This window comes from Puia sp., assembly GCF_036500295.1.
GTDB lineage: Bacteria > Bacteroidota > Bacteroidia > Chitinophagales > Chitinophagaceae > Puia.
Genome location: NZ_DASYCH010000062.1, coordinates 1 through 16929, shown reverse-complemented (window position 1 = coordinate 16929; position 16929 = coordinate 1). Strand labels below are relative to the sequence as shown.

The following is a 16929-nucleotide window of genomic DNA, read 5'->3' as shown; positions in this document are numbered from 1 at the left end:
TACACTTTGTAATACCTGGATACACACATCACCTAAACCAAGAAAGGTATGTTCGTACGTCACTATGTGCTCCTTCTTCTCGTCGGGCTCTTGCTAACCACCACCCGGGCCGATGCCCAGGATCCCGCCTCCACCCGTGTCAACACCCGGGATACCACCCGCCCCCAGGGCAACTGGACGCTCCAGGCCTGCCTCGATTATGCGAAGAAGAATAATATCACGCTAAACAGCCTCCGGCTTACCGCACAATCGGCGGAACAGAACTATCTCCTGTCAAAAGCTCAGCAGCAACCCAACCTCACGGGCACCGGTAGCCTCTCCTATACCCATAGCAAGGCCGGTACCGCGGTGATCAGCGGCGTCCAGACGACCTCCAGCTGGGTCAACGCCTGGGGCGTGGGCTCCAGCATGACTCTTTATAATGGCGGCTATCTCCGCAACGACATCCGGCAAAAGAACCTCCAGATCGAATCCGCCAATCTCAACATCCTCCAGTCGCAGAACGATATCACCCTGCAGATCACCCAGGCCTATCTCGGCATCCTCCTGGCCAAAGAGAATGTCGTCTATGAACAGGACCTGATCACCACCACCTTCGCCCAGGTCGAACAGGGCAGAAAACAATACGAGGCCGGAAGCATCGCCCGCAACGCGTATATCGAACTGCAGGCCCAGCTGGCCGCCGACAAATATAATTTCGTCACCGCGCAGAGCGCCGTCCGCCAGAACAAACTAAACCTGAAGGTGCTCCTGCAACTGCCCTATCAGGACAGCTTCGATATCGTCAGCCCCGATACCGTTATCTCCAAAGAAGCCGTCGCCAGCCTCGACAGCGTCGTCAACATCGCGATGCGCGACCGGCCGGAAGTAAAGAACAGCCAGCTGCAGATCGACATCTCCCGGTATGATCTGCTGAAGGCAAAGGCGGGCTATCTGCCGATACTAACGGCGTCGGCCAATCTTTCCTCCAGCTACTACAGCCGGAGCACCGATGATTATTTCAAACAGCTGGATAACAACTTCTTTCAGCAGGCGGGCGTCAACCTCTCGATCCCCATCTTCACCCGACGAACGGTAAAGACGCAGGTCGAACTCGCAAAGATCGAGATGGACCAGTCGAAGCTTACCCTCCTGGGCACCCGGACCGCGCTTGCCCAGAACATTGAGCAGGCCTATATCAATGTCATCAACGCCCAGGGACAATATGACGCCGCCGAAGAAGGATTGAGAGCCAGCCAGGAAAGCTTTCGGATCGCCGGCGAACAGCTGAAGGTCGGCGCCTCCAACCTGGTGGACTACCTGCAGCAGAAGACCCTGTATACCCAGGCTTTCCAGGTCTATGTCCAGGCCAAATACAATTCGGCCCTCAGCATCAAGATCTATGATTTCTATATGGGAATAGCCGTTAAATTATAAACCTCCCTCGACATGAAGAGAGCCATCATTATTATTGTTATCCTTCTTCTGGCCGGCGCCGCTGCCTGGTACTTCTTTTATAAAAAGGAAGAAAAGCCCGTGGTCCTGACGACGGAGCGGCCGAAGGTCGGCTACATCTCCAGAAGCGTGACCGCAACCGGCACCGTCCAGCCCGTCGATACCGTCGCCGTCGGCTCCCAGGTCTCCGGTACGATCAAGGTCCTTAACGCCGACTTCAACGCAAAAGTGAAAAAGGGGCAACTCCTTGCCCAACTGGATAAATCCCTCTTCCAGGCACAGGTTGATCAATACAAAGCCAATCTCGCCCTGGCCAGGGCCACCCTCGCCTATCAGAAGAGCACCTTCGACCGGCAGTCCCAGCTCTATAATGTCGGCGCCATCAGCAAGGCCGACTATGAGAATGCCCAAAACCAATACCAGACGGCCCAGGCCAGCGTCGAGAGCGTCCAGGCCCAGCTCAGCGGCTCCCAGAAGAACCTCGACTATGCAAGCATCTACTCGCCCGTCGACGGCGTCGTCATGACCCGCAATGTCAGCGTCGGCCAGACGGTGGCCGCCAGCTTCAATACCCCCACCTTATTCATCATCGCAAAAGACATCACCAAGATGCAGGTACAGGCTGCCGTCTCCGAAGCCGATATCGGCGATGTCCGCATCGGACTGCGGGTGACCTTTACCGTTGACGCCTATCCCGATATCTCTTTCTCGGGCACCGTCAACCAGATCCGCCTGGAACCCGTCGTCTCCGCCAATGTCGTCACCTATTCCACGATCATCACCGCGCCAAACCAGGACCTGAAGCTGCGGCCCGGCATGACGGCCAATATCTTCATCTTTACAAAGGAGGTCGACAGCGCCCTGCTCATCTCCGCAAAGGCGTTAAAATATAAACCCGATGAGGCCCTCGGCAAGCAATACCTTTTCTTCCCCGACACCGTCGACGAACGGGAGGTGGCGGTAGAGGCAAAACGCTCCTCCAATAATCCCCTCAGCGCCCCCCACCACCGCGGCGACTCCAGTACCCGCGAGGTCGATACCGCGCCGCGGACAGGCACCCCCGCCTTTGTCTGGGTGAAGATCGGTGACAGCCTCGTCGAAAAGAAGATCACCACGGGGCTCAACAATGATACAAAGGTGCAGGTCCTGACAGGCCTCGATCCGGACGATGAAGTGATCAATGGCGAAGAGATCGCCGTCAAAGGCGCACCCAAATCCGGTACGGTGAGAAGCCCCTTCATGCCCCCACGCCGGGGTAACCGGGGTGGCGGCGGTGCTCGTAGTGGCGCCGGCGGTGCCGGTGGCGGCGCTGGCGGCGGCAGATAAAAAACAAATTCATGAGCAATCAGAAAATACTGGAATTACATGACATCAAACGGGAGTTCCGCATGGGCTCGGAGATCGTTCGCGCCCTGAAAGGGGTGTCCTTCGACGTCGAGGCCGGCGAGTTCCTGACCATCATGGGCAGCAGCGGCTCGGGCAAAACGACCCTGCTCAATACGCTCGGCTGCCTCGACAAACCCAGCGAAGGCCGGTACCTCCTGGATGGCGTCGACGTGGGAAAGCTGGGCCGCAACGAACTGGCCCGGCTGAGAAACCATAAGATCGGCTTTGTCTTTCAGGCTTATAACCTGCTGCCCCGGACCTCCGCCCTGGAAAATGTCGAACTCCCCCTTCTCTACAACCCCGAGATGAGTGCCCGCGAACGCCGCGAACGCGCCGTCAAAGCGCTGACGGCCGTCAACCTTGGCGATCGCCTGGACCATACCCCCAATCAACTCTCCGGCGGCCAGCAGCAACGCGTCGCCATCGCCCGCGCCCTGGTCAACGAGCCGGTCATGATCCTCGCCGATGAGGCCACCGGCAACCTTGACTCCCGCAGCTCGTATAGTATAATGGCGCTGATCCAGGAACTGAACCAGCAGGGCAGGACCATCGTATTCGTCACCCACGAACCGGATATCGCCTCCTTCAGCAGCCGGACCATCATGCTGAAAGACGGGCGGGTCATAAAGGACAGCCGCAACGAGAGCATCCGATCGGCCAGGGATATGCTCGCCGCCCTGCCCACGACGGAAGATTATTAAAAAGTTGGCGCCCCGCCCTCATGGCCCGGCGCCGACCGCAAACGTCGGTCGCAACGCCGGCCGCAAAAACTCAAGCTATGAGCCTCTTCAATCTTCTCCGCATCGCCCTAAAGGCGCTTCAACGCAACAAACTGCGGGCCTTCCTCACCATGCTGGGCATCATCATCGGCGTGGCCTCCGTCATCTCGATGGTCGCCATCGGCCAGGGCTCCAAACAAAGCATCCAGTCAGCACTCTCGGGCATGGGCTCCAATATGATCATCATCCGCCCCAACAGCAATATCTCCGCCGGCGCCCGCCTCGACGCCACCAGCGTCCAGACCCTTACCCTCGACGACATCAAGGCCCTCCAGCGCCAGGCCCCCGACCTCAGCGCCGTCACCCCCATGGCCAATGCCAAGGGCCAGGCCATCTATGGCAATAACAACTGGCCCACCACCATGCAGGGCGTCCAACCCAATTATCTCACGATCATCCGGCAATGGCCCATCCAGGACGGCGTGGCCTTCACCGATCGCGACGTACAGACCCAATCCAAGGTCTGCCTCCTCGGGCAGACCGTCATCACCAATCTTTTTCCCAACGGGGGAAGCCCGATAGGGAAATACATCCGCTTCGGCACCGTCCCCCTGATGGTCATCGGCACCCTCGCCCCAAAAGGTGAAAGTGCCTTCGGCCAGGACCAGGACGACGTGATCATCGCCCCCTTCACCACCGTCCAGCGCCGCATCCTCGCCTCGGCCAACTCGACCATCTTCGTCCAGAATATCTACGCCTCCGCCATCAACGAGACCCGGACCACCGCCGCCGCCGACGAGATCTCCACCATCTTGCGAACTACCCACCGACTAAAGCCCTCCGACGAAGACGACTTCGCCGTCCGCACCATGCAGGAATTGATCACAACCTTCAGCTCCACCAGCCAGCTCCTCACCGTCCTGCTCGCCGCCATCGCCGGTATCTCCCTGCTTGTCGGCGGCATCGGTATTATGAATATCATGTATGTATCCGTCACCGAGCGCACCCGCGAGATCGGCCTGCGGATGTCCATCGGGGCCCGCGGCATCGACATCCTGCTTCAATTCCTCACCGAAGCTATCCTGATCAGCATCACCGGCGGCATTCTCGGCGTCATCCTCGGCGTCACCTCCGCCCACCTCGTCACCTTCTTCCTCTCCTGGCCGACCCTCGTCACCGAATCCTCGATCGTCCTCTCCTTCCTCGTCTGCGCCGTGACCGGAGTGTTTTTCGGCTATTACCCCGCGCAGAAGGCAAGCCGGCTCGACCCGATCGAAGCACTGCGGTATGAGTAAGGACGGCCACGGGCCGGCCGGCCGAAGGCCCATCATAGGCCCTACCAGGTGCCGAAGGCGCCGGAGCAAAATCAGCGATTTTCCTTATATTTATCTTCGTCTAACGTAACTTTGCCCCATTATGAAAAGAAAAGAGGAAGTCCTCCAGGACGTCGTCATAAAGTTCGCCGGCGACTCCGGTGACGGCATGCAACTGACCGGAAGCCAGTTCACCAATAACACCGCCCTGATGGGTATCGACCTGGCCACGTTCCCGGATTTTCCCGCCGAGATCCGCGCCCCGCAAGGCACCCTCCCCGGCGTCAGCGGCTATCAGCTTCGTTTTTCCAGCGATAAGGTCTTCACCCCCGGCGACGAATGCGACGTGCTCGTCGCAATGAACGCCGCAGCCCTCAAAGCCAATCTCAAAAGCCTGAAGAAAGGCGGCAAGATCATCGTCAACACCGAAGGCTTCGACTCGAAGAACCTCCGGCTCGCCAATTATCCCGAAGGCGTCCACCCCCTCGAAGATCATTCCCTCGACAGCTATACCGTCTTCAAAATGGATGTCACCAAGATGACCCGTGAAGCGCTGAAGGAGATCACCATGGGTACCAAGGAGAAAGACCGGGCCAAGAATATGTTCGTCCTCGGCTTCCTCTACTGGATGTACAACCGGAACATGGAGACCACTACCCAGTTCCTGAAAGATAAATTCGGCAAGAAACCCGAAATTTACGAGAGTAACCTCAAGGCCCTCCAGGCCGGCTATAACTTCGGCGATACCACCGAAACCTTTACCACCACCTACCGTGTGGAAAAGGCAAAGATGGCGCCCGGCGTCTATCGCAGCATCATGGGTAACCAGGCGCTGGCCTATGGCCTCATCGCCGCCGCGGAAAAAAGCGGCCTGCCCCTCTTCCTCGGCTCCTATCCGATCACCCCCGCCAGCGATATCCTCCATGAACTCAGCCGGCACAAATCCTTTGGCGTCCGCACCTTCCAGGCCGAAGATGAGATCGCCGCCATCACCTCGGCGATCGGCGCAGCCTATGGTGGCTCCCTTGCCGTAACGACGACCTCCGGCCCTGGCATGGCCCTGAAAGCCGAAGCCATGGGCCTCGCCGTTATGATGGAGATCCCGCTGCTGATCTGCGATATCCAGCGCGGCGGCCCCTCTACCGGGCTTCCTACAAAAACAGAACAGAGCGATCTGCTTCAGGCTTACTATGGCCGAAACGGCGAATGCCCCATGCCCGTCGTCTCCGCCAGCACGCCCAGCGACTGCTTCGAAGCGGTTTATGAGGCGGTGCGGATCGCCGTTCAACACATGACCCCCGTCATCTTTTTAAGCGACGGCTACATCGCCAATGGCGCCGAACCGTGGAAATTCCCAAAGAGCGACGACCTCCTGCCGATCACCGTCAAATTCAAGACCGATCTCGGCGACGGCGAACCCACGTTCCAGCCCTACCTGCGCGACGAAAAGCTGGTCCGCCCCTGGGCCATCCCCGGCACCCCGGGCCTGGAACATCGCATCGGCGGCCTCGAAAAACAAAATATCACCGGTAACGTCAGCTACGACCCCGACAATCACCAGCTGATGGTAAAGATCCGCGAAGAAAAGATCCTGCGCATCGCCGACTATATCCCGCCTCAAAAACTCGACAGCGGAGCCGAGACCGGCGACCTCCTCATCCTCGGCTGGGGTAGCACCTATGGCGCCGTCAAGACCGCCTGCGCGGAACTGCAGCGCGACGGCTATGCAGTATCGCATGCCCATCTCCGTTACCTGCGTCCCTTCCCCGCCAACCTCGGCGAGCTGATCCGCAACTTCAAACACGTGCTGATCCCCGAGATCAACAACGGACAACTCATCAAGATCATCCGCGACCAGTTCCTGGTGGACGCAAAAGGCTACCATAAGATCATGGGCGTGCCGATCACCAAGTCCGAACTGGTGTTGAAAATTCGCGAATTGTTGGGTGGACACAACTAGGCCGGCGCCATCGCCGCCTAGACGAGTGGGTTGATCCCCACCCCCTCTTCCGGGGCCGCAAGCGCCATATGCAGCGGCGGGCTGATCTTGCCGATATCCGTCGCCACCTTCGCAATGAAATTGAACTGATCGACGATCGGCTTGAATTCCTTCGACGCCTGAGCCCGCTGATTCAGCGCCATCAGCACCTCCTTGGCCGGCAGCCGGCGCGCGGCCGTGACCTCGTCCTCCAACACCTCTACACTGCGCTCCAGGCGACCCACGATATCCGCCACCACCGGCTCATACGTCGCATCCGCATACCGCGCGGCATAGGGTTCCATATAATAGGCCAGCGTGGCGATATGCGAGGTCAGCATATGATTGGCCACGACGAACTGATGCATCTCCGTAATGCTTTTTTGCTTGCGGCGCGGCTCCGAAAGCATTCTTGACAACGCATCGGAAAGATTCGCCAGTGCCACAAAAGCATTCTTCCTTGAAAGCTTGTATTGATGAACCGTCGCCGGCCTGCCCAGAAAAGCGCCCGCCACCGCCTTGAAATAATCGATATTGGCTTCCAGCGCCGCTGTCATAAAATCCGGGATGCGTTCGTGTTCCCAGCTGGGGATGATCAGCCAGCTCGCGACAAAAGAGATCGCCGAGCCGATCATCGTATCGATCACCCGGTCGGCGAGGATCGTCCGGAAATCGGTGGGGTACAGCAGGTGAAACAACAACAGCACATACGGCGTCGTCATGGTCACGGCGACAAGATAATTCGTGCGGATGAACACATAGGTCATGATCATAAACAGCAGCATCAACACGAATAGCACCATCGTATCCTTTACAAAATAAAGGATCAGCAGGCCCACGCAGGCCCCGCCCAGGGTCCCGAAAAGCCGTTCATAGTTGCGTCGCTTGGTAAGACTGTACACCGGCTTGATGATCACGATCGTAGTCAGCAGGATCCAGTAGCCGTGGCCAACCGGCAGAAAGCCCGAGATGACATAAGCCGCAAACGTCGCAATGCTCACCCGCACCGCGTGACGGAAAATATCGGACTTGAAGTTGAGATTGTCGAGGATCAGCTTTTGATCCACCTCCGTATGCGCCACAAACTCCTCTACATCCACTTCCGCGTGGATGTTCCGGCTCAGCTTCCGGTCATAGGTAGTATAGCCGTGCAGGGTATGCAGCCGCAGGCCGAGATCCTCGATGCTGTCAAGGATATTGCTCAGGCTGGCATAGGCCTCCGCCTGCTCAGTGCCGCGATGGTCCTGCCGGTATTGGTTCAGTCGATCGCGCAGGTCGCGGATCCGCGCAGGTAGTTGCGAATTCTCGACGGAAGGCTTGCCGCTCATGAGGGCAATGCCGATCTCATCCAATTCGGCCGCAAGCTCCAGGATCAGCTTCCTGCATTCCTGCATCAGTCCCGAGTCGTCAAAGGCCTGATGCAACAGCCGGTAATCCTGTTGCGAGGTCATGATCCTTTCGAAAAAGTCAACAACATCGAGGAACACCATCATCAGCACCCGACCGACATGTGTCGATTCCTGAACGATATTCCGGGACTTGAATAACAGTGTGCGCACAAGGTCCTGCTTCGCATGGATCGATACCTGACTCTCCAGCAATTGCCGGTAGTCCTCGTCATAATCGGTATCCCGGTCATAGAAGGCGGCCTTGATCCGCAGATAGCCCGCTGTAGCCTGGACGCAGTCGCCGATCGCCTGCTGCACGAGCTTATAGGGCCGGAAGCTGTATAACAGCAGGCTCAGCATCATATACCATACGCCGCCGGCAAGCACCTCCGCCGCGATAATAAGGCTTTCGGAAGCCGTATGCGGTCTGTCGATATTCAGCACCATGACCAGCAGCGCATTTAAGCCGATGCTGCTGGCCCTCGTCCCGTATACGCCGATAAAGGAAAAGACAAAACAAAAGATCAGCACCAGCACACCCGTCCAGATGCGGGAAACAGAGGCCAGTCCAATGACCAGGGTTACGAGAAAGATTATTAACACACAGGCTATCATACCATTACGGCGATGTTGGATCGGCCCGGGGTTGTCCGTGTTCCCGACACACAGCGCACCAAGCGACAACGAGATGCCGGCTGTCAGGTAATTGAACTGGCTCAGCAAAATAGCGGGTAAGGTGATCCCTACAGTGATACGTATAGCGCCATTCAGGTAGTGACTATTGATAAAACTCTTATATTGTCGGATATAATCCATGGTGGTCGCAAAATTTTTTATCGGCGGTGCAGGTCTTAAAACAAATTTTTCTTTCCTTCGTATATAGAGCCATTACCAAAACCACAGCCAGCTGCTGATAAAACCTACAACGCCTATAACAACATGAGAATTCCTGTCCTGATCCTATTCCTATTCCTATTCCTTATCCTCTCCTATAAAAGCCTCCACGCCCAGCAGGTGAGGGGCATCACAAGGGACGACAAGGGTAAACCATTATCAGGCGCCACGGTCGCACTAAAGAACAATAAGGATTCCTCCGTAGTGAAATTAGGCATTTCAAACACATCCGGCCAATACGAATTTTCACCCATCTCCCCCGGCCAATACTTTGTTACCGTCTCGCATATCGGCTTTGCTTCACAGAATTCCGTATCCTTCGCCGCAAGGCCGGAAGGGGAAACCCGGGTACCGGAAACAACGCTCAGCCGGGTCCCGAAGGAACTGCGCGAGACCGTGATCACGGGACGCAAACCCCTCGTGGAAGCAAGACCCGACAAGCTTATCCTCAATGTGGAAGGGAGTATCAACGAAGTGGGATCCGACGCGTTGGAACTCCTGCGAAAGGCCCCGGGTGTCACCGTCGACAAGGACAATAACCTGAGCCTCAACGGCAAGAATGGAGTGCAGGTATACATTGACGGTCGTCCCACCTATCTCTCCGCCGCCAACCTGGCCGACTATCTTAAAACCCTCCAGTCATCTTCGATCGAAGCCATCGAGATCATCACCAATCCCTCCGCAAAATACGATGCCGCCGGCAATGCCGGGATTATCAATGTCCGGCTCAAAAAGGATCAGGCCTACGGAACGAATGTGTCGCTCAACGCCGGTTATGGTATCGGCACTTACAGCAAATACAACGGGTCTTTTTCGTTGAACCACCGGGAACGCAATTTCAACGTCTTCGGCGATTATTCGTACAACCATTCCATGAACGAGGGTTATTCCACGATGTACCGGACACAGCTGGACACGTTTTTCCTGCAAAAGACCACGGTTATCACCACTTCCAACACACATAACTACAAGATCGGCACGGACTGGTTCATCGATAAACAGAATACGCTTGGGGTTATCGTCAACGGCATCAGCTCGACCAACGCGATCAGCAGCAATGCCGTCACCCCCATCGTCTATGTCCCCACGAACAAGACGGACCGGTTCCTCCAGGCAAACAACCGGACAAACGGCAGCCGCGACAATGTCAATTTCGACCTCAACTACCGGTTCGCGGACAGCAGCGGCCACGAGCTGAACATCGACGCCGACTACGGCCTTTACCATTTCCGCAGCAATCAGTTCCAGCCAAACGACTATTTCGACTCCACCGGCAAGACCCTGCTTTATAGCAACAACTACAACCTGATCTCGCCCTCCGATATTCATATCTCCACCTTCCGGGCAGACTATGTGACCAACCTGGCAAAAGGCAAGCTCAGCGTCGGGCTAAAATCATCTTACGTTACGACCCGGAATGATTTCCAGGAATGGGATATCGACAACGGCGGCGGCGCCACGCATGCCCTGCTGGATACCCTCAGCAGCAATAATTTCGACTACCGGGAAAATATCAACGCCGCCTATGCCAACTATAACCGGACGCTGAAAGGCTGGGTCTTCCAGGCCGGACTACGCGCCGAGAACACGAATGGAAAGGGAACCTCCACAGGCTACAAAGAAGAGCAGCGGGCCCGGTCGATCGACGGCCTCGTCCCCTACGACTCCTCCTTTACCCGGCATTATACCGATGTTTTTCCCAGCGCGTCGATCACCTACAACAAAAACCCGCTGAAGCAATGGACGCTCAGCTATAGCCGGCGGATCGACCGGCCGGCCTACCAATCGCTGAACCCCTTTGAATTCAAGCTGGATGACTATACCTTCTCTCGCGGCAACACGTTGTTACGCCCCCAGTACACCAACAACCTGGGGCTTAGCTTTACGTACAAGTATAAGCTCACCGCCTCCCTCAACTTCAGCCATACGAAAGACCTGTCGACGACGCTTATCGACACCACCGAAGGCTCCAAGGCCCTCATCGAACAGGAGAATCTCGCGACCCAGAACGTCGCCAGTCTCAATATCAGCTATCCTTTCCAATACAAATGGTATAGCGTGTTTATCAACGTCAGCAGCTTTTACCAGCTGAACAAGGCCAATTTCGGGGTGGGTCGCGTTATCGACCTCAATGTCTTCAATGCCACCATTTTTACCCAGCACACCCTCCGGCTGGGTGGCGGCTGGACCGGGGAGATCAACCAGTACTATACCTCGCCCAATGTCTGGACGGCTACACTGCGGGCATCCTCGCTTTGGAACCTCGACGCGGGGCTGCAAAAGAGCCTCTTCGCCGGCAAGGGATCGTTAAAGGTTTCGGTCACCGATATCTTCCATACGCTGAACTGGACAGCCACAAGTCTCTTCGCCGGACAAAGCATCCGCGCCTCGGGCGGGTCCGAGACCCGGCAGCTCAAGGTCTTCTTCTCTTACCGGTTTGGCAACCGCCAGGTAAAGGCCGCCCGCCGCCGCACCACCGGAGCCGAAGAAGAGAGCAAGCGCGCCGGTCAATAGCTTCGGTTTTCCTATCTTTGGCGGCTATGCAGGTCATCACCGACGACATCAAAACTCTTTTCGCCGGCTTTTCCAGCGCCCCCATCACCGGGCTCGAAAAGATCCCGCAATCCGGCAGCAACCGCATGTATTTCCGTATCCTTACGGCCGGCGGCTCCTTTATCGCAACCTACAACGACAATATCCGCGAGAACCGGACCTTTGTTCACTATAGTCGCCATTTCCGCGCAAAGGGTTGCCCCGTACCGCAGATCTTCACCATCAACGAATCGTACACGATCTATCTGCAGGAAGACTTTGGCAATCTCTCCCTGCTGGGCGAACTCGAGAAACAGGGTCACAACGATCACGCCTATTCCTTTTTTCAAAAAAGCCTCGAACAACTGGCCCGCCTCCAGATCCTCGGCGACGAAGGCCTGGACTATGGCTGGGCCATCACGTCGAAGGAGTTTGGCAAACAGGCTATCCTCAGCGATCTCCTCTATTTCAAGTATTATTTCCTCGACACCCTCCAGATCCCTTATGACAAGGAACAGCTGATCGATGACTTCGACGCGCTGAGCAGCTATCTCACGCATGTCGATCACAAATATTTTATGTTCCGCGACTTTCAGAGCCGCAACATCATGTTGAAGGACGATGCCGTCCACTTCATCGACTTCCAGGGCGGGATGAAAGGGGCCCTCCAATACGATGTCGCCTCCCTGCTCTGGCAGGCCAAGGCCGAACTGCCCGACACCTGGAAGGATGGACTCCTGGAGTACTATATGGATTGCGTGGAAAGCCTCCTCGACAAAAAGATCGATCGGTCACGTTTTGTAAGTCAATACAACGGCTATGTGCTGATCCGGTTGCTGCAGGTGCTGGGCGCCTATGGGTTCCGCGGGCTCTTCGAACGCAAGGCCCATTTCCTGATCAGCATTCCGCTCGCCCTCCGCAACTTCAAATGGTTCCTGGGAAATAAACAGGTGGGCATCGGGTTACCCGAGTTCCAACGCCTGCTCACACTCATGGTACAGGACGAAGTCATCGGCCGGTTTGAACCCGTACAGGCCGATTCCAACACCCCCCTCGTCGTGCACATCAACAGTTTCTCCTATAAGAAAGAACACCCGACCGACGACAGCGGCAACGGCGGCGGTTTTGTCTTCGACTGCCGCGGCATCCTCAACCCCGGCCGCATCCCGGAATTCAAAACGCAGACGGGCCGCGATAAACCGGTAAAAGACTTTCTCGAACAGCAGACCCGGATGCCCGAATACCTCAACAGCGTTTACAATATCGTCGACATCTCCGTGGAGGATTATATAAAAAGAGGGTTCGAAAGTCTGCAGATCGGCTTTGGCTGCACCGGTGGCCAGCATCGGAGCGTATACGCGGCAGACGCCCTCGCCCGACACCTGCGGAACAAATTCCATGTAAAGATCGACCTGCATCATATCGTGCAGGATGCGAAAAACTGGATCAACTAACCCGCTATGTACTATCTCGTCTATGGCCTGTTGTATTTGTTTTCGCTGATCCCCCTGTGGCTGCTCTATGGTTTCTCGGACGCCGTCGCGTTTTTTTTATATGCCGTGGTCCGTTACCGGCGGAATGTCGTTCTCGCCAATCTCGAGATAGCCTTCCCCGAAAAAACCGCTGCCGAACGGGAACGCATCGCCAAACGCTTCTATCGCAACTTCACCGATAATTTTATCGAGACCATCAAGATCCTCTCCGCCGGAGAGGCCTTCCTGAGAAAACGGCTGGTCATCGACAATCCCCAACTACTGGATCATTTCTACGATCAGGGCCGAAAACTCCAAGCCCATCTCGGTCATCTGTTCAACTGGGAACTGGGCAATGCCACCATCCCGCTGCTCACCCGCTACCCCTTCCTCGTCGCCTATATGCCCGTCGAGAACAAGATCTTCGAACGGCTGTTCCTCCACCTGCGAAGCCGCATGGGCTCCATCCCCTTGCCCGCAACAAAAATGCAACGGGCGATCCTGCCCTATCGCAACAGTCAGTATATCCTTGGCCTCGTGGCGGATCAGTCCCCGGGTGGACCCGAGAACAGCTACTGGCTCGACTTCTTTGGCCGGCCCACACCCTTCGTCCGCGGACCCGAACGCGGTGCGCGCATCGGCGACATCCCCGTCATCTTCGTCCGCTTCTACAAACACCGCCGTGGCTACTATGGGGTGCAGTTGATCACCATCGCCGAACACCCTGGGGTCCTCCCCGAAGGCGAACTGACCCGACGTTATCGCAATCTGCTCGAAGACGCGATCCGCCAGCAACCCGATGGCTGGCTATGGAGTCATAAACGTTGGAAGTATTCCTGGAAACCGGAATTCAGCCCCTTCTGGATCGACGATAAAAAAGATCCCCCGACGGGCGACTAAATAGTTTCTCTGATCTATGGCATATCAGGAATTTATAATACATTTACTACAATGTGATTCTTAAGTCGCGCAATGCCGTGCCCGGTTACAGGTTAGAGGAGCCCGATTAGTAGCAAGACGACTCGTTCTACCCGCGTCGTCAAACCCGTTCCCCCCAAAATTCCAGGACTACCTAAACCTAAACCTAAACCGGATGACAACTGTTAACCCGGGAGTAGTACTTGTCGACGACCATGTACTGCTTCGCAACGGATTGGCCAGCCTTATTCGCAGCTTTGGCCGGTTCGATGTATTATTTGAAGCCTCTGACGGTAAAGACCTCATCAGGCGATTGAAAATCTCCCGCCGTCCCGACATCATTTTATTGGACATTGGTATGCCCGAAATGGACGGCTATGAAACCGCCTGCTATCTCAGGCGACACTATCCCGAGATCAGGGTGCTGGCATTGAGCATGTCCGACACGGACAGTTCCATCGTGCGCATGATAAAAAACGGCGCCAAGGGCTACATCGTGAAAGACATCGACGCCTCCGCCCTGGAAGAAGCCCTCGACGCTGTCTTCGACAAGGGGTATTACTATTCGGAGAACGTGACGGAAAAGCTGATCGACACGATCAGTCATCTGGATGAGCCCGGACGTCGCTTCCGCGATCTGCTCCTGCTCAACGAACGCGAACTGGAGTTTATGAAGCTCGTGTGCACCGAATGGACGTACAAGGAGATCGCCGACCGGATGTACCTCAGTCCGCGCACCATCGATGGCTATCGGGATGCCTTATTCGAAAAGCTGAACGTGCGGACGAGAGTAGGGCTCGCCATGTATGCCGTGAAGAATGGGATCGTGCAACTGGAATGAAGCGCCTCGGGGCCTTCATTCAAAAATGGTCCTTCCCGTCCATGCTCAGTTCAACACACTTTTTTCTTTTATTACCTCGATCCCTTTCTGATCCTTGATCTTTCCCCAGCCACCCGTAACGTTGCGAAGGTTATGGATGCCCTGGCGCTTGAGCAGGGAGGCGGCAATAATACTGCGGTAACCGCCGCCGCAATGGACATAAAGATTGAATTTATCGTCCAGATTGGCCATATTGCCCGGATCGGCCAGATCCTGCAACGGCAGGTTGATCGCATCCTTGACATGCCCGTCTGCAAATTCGGTCTCCCGGCGGACGTCCACGACCAGAAGATTGGGATCAAACGGAATATCCATCGCCAGCTCGTCAGGTTCTACGTCGATGATTAGATCTATCGGCTCGCCGGCTTCCTGCCAGGCGGGGAAGCCGCCCTCCAGATAACCCTTCACCTTATCGAATCCCACGCGGGCCAGCCGGATAACGCTTTCTTTCTCTTCTCCCGGCGCCGTCACCAGCACCAGCGGTTTATTAAAAGGCAGGAGACTGCCGGCCCACTCCGCAAAGCGGCCATCGAGCCCGATGCTGATGGATCCGGGAACGAATCCGGCGACAAAAAGATCCGACCGGCGGGTGTCCAGCACGATCGCTTCCTCCTTGATCCAGGTTTTGAGAGCGGCAATATCCAGCGGCGTCAGCCCTTCCTGCAATACCTCATCCAGCGGGCCATATCCTTCTTTATTGATCCGCGCATTGATGGAGAAATATTGCGGCGGCGCCAGCAGGCCATCCGTCACTGCCTTGATGAATTCTTCCTTTGTCTGATCGCGCAAAGCATAGTTACTTTCCTTCTCTTCTTTCAGGGTGCTATGGGTGTTAGGACCGAGGTTCTTTCCACAGCTGCTGCCCGGACCATGCGCCGGGTAGACGATAACGCTCTCGGGCAGGGGCAGGATCTTTGTGTGAAGGGAATCATATAGCAGTCCGGCCAGTTCTTCCTGGGTCATATTGCCGCTGCTGAGATCGGGGCGGCCGACATCGCCGACAAAAAGAGTATCGCCGGTGAATAACGCATGGGGCGTACCGTCGGCATTGCGCACCAGGTAACAGGAAGACTCCAGCGTATGACCGGGAGTGTGCAATACTTCGATCGTTACGCCGCCAAGCCGGAAGAGTTCGCCGTCTTTCGCCAGATGAATGGGGAAATTTGTCTCGGTCCGGGGTCCGTAGATGATGGGCGCCCCGGTAACTTTCGCCAGGTCGAGATGACCGGACACGAAGTCGGCGTGGAAATGAGTTTCAAAGATATATTTGATCGTTGCATTCCGTTCGCGGGCGAGCCGGACGTATGCGTCGATGTCGCGCAACGGGTCAATAATAGCCGCTTCTCCTTCACTATCAATGTAATATGCTGCTTCGGAAAGACAGCCCGTGTATAATTGCTGGATGTACATTACCTGTCGGTTTCCTGCAAAAATACATCAATAAAATAAAAGGTGGGAGTACCGCCTTAGTCGATCAATTCATCCACACATTTCATGATCTCGCTCAGCCGGTCATGGTTGATAATATAGTAGATAAATTTTCCGTCGCGCTGGGTCTTTACGATGCCCGCCCGGCGAAGGATAGCAAGGTGTTGGGAAGCAACAGATTGTTCGAGGCGAAGGTGGACGTAGATCTCGGTGACGGTGAGTTTTTTGTTCTCATCCAGCAGGCGGATGATTTGTTGGCGTAGTTTGTGATTGAGTGCTCGTAAGATCAGTGCGCCTTTCTTCAGATTCAAAAAATCGACTTTTACAGGAGCGCCTTCGGAGCCCTCCGCGTTTACTACCATCCAATAGCTATTATTGTTCATCGTTAAGCTCATGAGCGATTACCATTTTAGGATTTCAAGAAGATACGTGACAGGTAAAGGCAAATTTATGATCTACAGTTCGAAAAAAAATGTCAAAATTGCGTAATATGATAATATAGTCATTTCCCAGTATGAGTGTAGAATTCCTTGGTATAAGCGGGCTCACTGTAAACCAACCCGGTGAATTCCTTTTGCAAATATCGT

12 protein-coding genes are annotated in these 16929 nt (G+C 55.7%); 9 read left to right on the top strand and 3 right to left on the bottom strand.

Features of this window, described 5'->3' with window-relative positions:
• The first annotated feature begins 48 nt into the window (after window positions 1-48).
• From VGM48_RS12215 to VGM48_RS12195, 5 genes are all read left to right on the top strand, one after another.
• On the top strand, window positions 49-1416 hold the full coding sequence (locus VGM48_RS12215) for a TolC family protein (protein ID WP_331579447.1): 1368 nt from the start codon (window positions 49-51) through the stop codon (window positions 1414-1416).
• A 12-nt stretch (window positions 1417-1428) separates the two neighbouring features.
• Window positions 1429-2760, top strand: coding sequence for an efflux RND transporter periplasmic adaptor subunit (locus VGM48_RS12210; RefSeq protein WP_331579445.1), 1332 nt, complete (start codon window positions 1429-1431; stop codon window positions 2758-2760).
• 11 nt (window positions 2761-2771) lie between these two features.
• Window positions 2772-3521 carry an ABC transporter ATP-binding protein gene (locus VGM48_RS12205; protein ID WP_331579443.1) on the top strand — a complete coding sequence of 250 codons (750 nt, stop codon included), beginning with the start codon at window positions 2772-2774 and terminating at the stop codon, window positions 3519-3521.
• Between the two features lie 77 nt (window positions 3522-3598).
• Window positions 3599-4834 carry an ABC transporter permease gene (locus tag VGM48_RS12200; RefSeq protein ID WP_331579441.1) on the top strand — a complete coding sequence of 412 codons (1236 nt, stop codon included), beginning with the start codon at window positions 3599-3601 and terminating at the stop codon, window positions 4832-4834.
• A 121-nt stretch (window positions 4835-4955) separates the two neighbouring features.
• Entirely contained in the window at window positions 4956-6812 is a 1857-nt protein-coding gene (locus VGM48_RS12195) for a 2-oxoacid:acceptor oxidoreductase subunit alpha (RefSeq protein ID WP_331579439.1), read from the top strand.
• Window positions 6813-6829: 17 nt separating this feature from the next.
• On the opposite strand, the gene VGM48_RS12190 is transcribed toward VGM48_RS12195, so the two are convergent.
• Window positions 6830-9034, bottom strand: a complete 2205-nt coding sequence (locus VGM48_RS12190) for an FUSC family protein (protein ID WP_331579437.1) — start codon at window positions 9032-9034, stop codon at window positions 6830-6832.
• Between the two features lie 123 nt (window positions 9035-9157).
• On the opposite strand from VGM48_RS12190, the gene VGM48_RS12185 reads away from it, so the two are divergent.
• The 4 genes from VGM48_RS12185 to VGM48_RS12170 all read left to right on the top strand — a co-directional run bounded on the left by VGM48_RS12185 (window position 9158) and on the right by VGM48_RS12170 (window position 14875).
• On the top strand, window positions 9158-11626 hold the full coding sequence (locus tag VGM48_RS12185; protein WP_331579435.1) for a TonB-dependent receptor: 2469 nt from the start codon (window positions 9158-9160) through the stop codon (window positions 11624-11626).
• A gap of 26 nt (window positions 11627-11652) precedes the next feature.
• Complete coding sequence (locus VGM48_RS12180; protein ID WP_331579433.1) at window positions 11653-13098, top strand: RapZ C-terminal domain-containing protein; 1446 nt, start codon at window positions 11653-11655, stop codon at window positions 13096-13098.
• A 6-nt stretch (window positions 13099-13104) separates the two neighbouring features.
• Complete coding sequence (locus tag VGM48_RS12175; RefSeq protein WP_331579431.1) at window positions 13105-14016, top strand: lysophospholipid acyltransferase family protein; 912 nt, start codon at window positions 13105-13107, stop codon at window positions 14014-14016.
• A 193-nt stretch (window positions 14017-14209) separates the two neighbouring features.
• Window positions 14210-14875 carry a response regulator transcription factor gene (locus VGM48_RS12170; RefSeq protein WP_331579429.1) on the top strand — a complete coding sequence of 222 codons (666 nt, stop codon included), beginning with the start codon at window positions 14210-14212 and terminating at the stop codon, window positions 14873-14875.
• A 45-nt stretch (window positions 14876-14920) separates the two neighbouring features.
• On the opposite strand, the gene VGM48_RS12165 is transcribed toward VGM48_RS12170, so the two are convergent.
• Window positions 14921-16324, bottom strand: a complete 1404-nt coding sequence (locus VGM48_RS12165) for an MBL fold metallo-hydrolase (RefSeq protein WP_331579427.1) — start codon at window positions 16322-16324, stop codon at window positions 14921-14923.
• Between the two features lie 56 nt (window positions 16325-16380).
• Entirely contained in the window at window positions 16381-16737 is a 357-nt protein-coding gene (locus tag VGM48_RS12160; protein WP_331579425.1) for a metalloregulator ArsR/SmtB family transcription factor, read from the bottom strand.
• Window positions 16738-16929 lie beyond the last annotated feature (192 nt).

Coding starts and splice junctions, on each gene's coding strand:
- VGM48_RS12215 (WP_331579447.1), top strand. CDS start 49: ATGTTCGTACGTCACTATGTGCTCCTTCTTCTCGTCGGGCTCTTGCTA.
- VGM48_RS12210 (WP_331579445.1), top strand. CDS start 1,429: ATGAAGAGAGCCATCATTATTATTGTTATCCTTCTTCTGGCCGGCGCC.
- VGM48_RS12205 (WP_331579443.1), top strand. CDS start 2,772: ATGAGCAATCAGAAAATACTGGAATTACATGACATCAAACGGGAGTTC.
- VGM48_RS12200 (WP_331579441.1), top strand. CDS start 3,599: ATGAGCCTCTTCAATCTTCTCCGCATCGCCCTAAAGGCGCTTCAACGC.
- VGM48_RS12195 (WP_331579439.1), top strand. CDS start 4,956: ATGAAAAGAAAAGAGGAAGTCCTCCAGGACGTCGTCATAAAGTTCGCC.
- VGM48_RS12190 (WP_331579437.1), bottom strand. CDS start 9,034: ATGGATTATATCCGACAATATAAGAGTTTTATCAATAGTCACTACCTG.
- VGM48_RS12185 (WP_331579435.1), top strand. CDS start 9,158: ATGAGAATTCCTGTCCTGATCCTATTCCTATTCCTATTCCTTATCCTC.
- VGM48_RS12180 (WP_331579433.1), top strand. CDS start 11,653: ATGCAGGTCATCACCGACGACATCAAAACTCTTTTCGCCGGCTTTTCC.
- VGM48_RS12175 (WP_331579431.1), top strand. CDS start 13,105: ATGTACTATCTCGTCTATGGCCTGTTGTATTTGTTTTCGCTGATCCCC.
- VGM48_RS12170 (WP_331579429.1), top strand. CDS start 14,210: ATGACAACTGTTAACCCGGGAGTAGTACTTGTCGACGACCATGTACTG.
- VGM48_RS12165 (WP_331579427.1), bottom strand. CDS start 16,324: ATGTACATCCAGCAATTATACACGGGCTGTCTTTCCGAAGCAGCATAT.
- VGM48_RS12160 (WP_331579425.1), bottom strand. CDS start 16,737: ATGAGCTTAACGATGAACAATAATAGCTATTGGATGGTAGTAAACGCG.